The 1,755-nt window shown below is 40.1% G+C and carries 1 protein-coding gene and 1 pseudogene; one reads left to right on the top strand and one right to left on the bottom strand.

Annotated elements, in window-relative coordinates; translation table 11 throughout:
• Positions 1-87: 87 nt before the first annotated feature.
• A pseudogene (locus H4683_RS21060) lies at positions 88-1,078 on the top strand (IS110 family RNA-guided transposase); the annotation flags it as partial.
• Between the two features lie 388 nt (positions 1,079-1,466).
• Here the strand turns inward: H4683_RS21060 and H4683_RS21055 are convergent.
• Positions 1,467-1,755, bottom strand: a 289-nt coding sequence (locus H4683_RS21055; protein WP_192600780.1) for a transposase, incomplete at its 5' end; no start/stop codon positions are given.

Here is a 1,755-nt window from a genome sequence, read left to right as displayed (position 1 = left end):
TCACCTCTTATCTTGAGTATGGACAGATAAAAACAAGGCTAAAAGCGTATACCGTCTAAAGACGGTGGATTTAGACCACGCTTTTGGAAATTAAAGGGGTATGAACCTTACTTTCAAAGTACGGTTTATATGCTGAATGCACGTAAAGTATCTCGCTTTAAAAAGGGCTATGATACGTTACCGAATTGACGCCTGGGTAATTGCGGATCATTTACGCTTTGGACGTCTGCCACATGAAATGCAAGAAATCCTACAGTATGACGCTCTGCGTCGTTTAACACGGACGCGCTTTCACTTCATGCACGAAATCGCACGGAATAAAACGTACATGATGAACCAAGTATTTTTGAAAATTAGTGGCTTACGCCAAGACAATCCTTTCTCCAACACATTTGGTGCGATAAGCGTCGCCGTGATAGAGGAATTAGATCCTGAAACGATTGCAGAAATGCCAGTCGAGGAACTCATAGAGTTCTTACAAGAGAAAGGCAAAAACCGTTTTGCGGAGCCTGAAGAAATTGCGAAGTATCTTCAAAAGCTCGCACGTAGTTCTTATCGTTTAGACAAAATGATGGCTGATCCAATCAATCTGTCACTGTCCCTGATTTTAAGTACGATTCGCCATATGGAAAGCCAAATCAAACGCCTTGATCAAGAAATTGACCGGATGATGAAAGGTATTACACAAACCTTAACGTCCGTAAAAGGCATTGGGCCCGTGTATGCGGCTGGTCTACTCGCTGAAATTGGTGATATTAAACGTTTTGATGACCATCACGCATTGGCGAAATATGCAGGTCTTGTTTGGACGCAGTATCAATCTGGCGAATTCGAAGCCGAAAATACCAGCCGAATGCGAACAGGCAATAAGTACTTACGTTACTATCTTGTACAAGCTGCAGATGCCATACGCAAGTATGACGCCGAATATAAAGCCTTTTACCAAAAGAAATACCATGAAGTCACCAAGCATCAACACAAACGCGCTCTCGTCTTAACCGCTAGAAAATTAGTACGCCTCGTGCATTCGCTACTACGCACGAATCAGCTGTACATGCCACAAGAAAGGGGCGAGTAACTACACTCGTTTTCTTCCCTTCGAACACCTGAAGAAGCTTCCAGTTTCACCCTTTTTTTCGTTGAAATTGCGAGGCTTATTTGTTTATGACTAAAAAATGAAGTTCAGGCTTAGAAGTCGCAATGAATTTCCAGTTTTCATGTTTTAGGGGCTTGACATATTACCACTGGGCTTAATGTTTATAATCCATTTAGATAATAATTAGTTCAACATTAAACTTAGCATTATCTAAATCAAATATAAGAGTTGGGTTAACAATATTGAGTTTAATTAACAATTCCTCACTTTTACCAAGTTTGTAAACGCTATACTAAAGTGGCTCTTACGCTCTTTTGGGGAATCAATCTGTTCCGTCCCTTTATTAGGAGTAGACATTATTTTTACATAGTTAAAATTCATAAAGTACGCGATTTTTCAGTACTTGAAACCCTGCTCTTCCATACATCATTCGTTTGATTGTTTTTAATCGATTGACATGCCCTTCTACTGGGCCGTTACTCCACGGCTCCTGAATACTCAACATGACAGCACTCATATCCTGTTGGACGCCACGGATGAAAGCTTGTATAAAAGAATAGTCCATTTGTTCATATTCCTCTAGCCAATCTACTAATTTTTCACTTTTCTTTTCCGTAAACAAGTTTCGGAATTTTTGAACGAGTTCATCGAGTTCTTTG

This window comes from Sporosarcina limicola (assembly GCF_014873855.1).
In the GTDB taxonomy this organism is placed as follows: Bacteria; Bacillota; Bacilli; order Bacillales_A; family Planococcaceae; genus Sporosarcina; species Sporosarcina limicola.
This window is presented reverse-complemented; position numbering and strand designations above follow the sequence as displayed.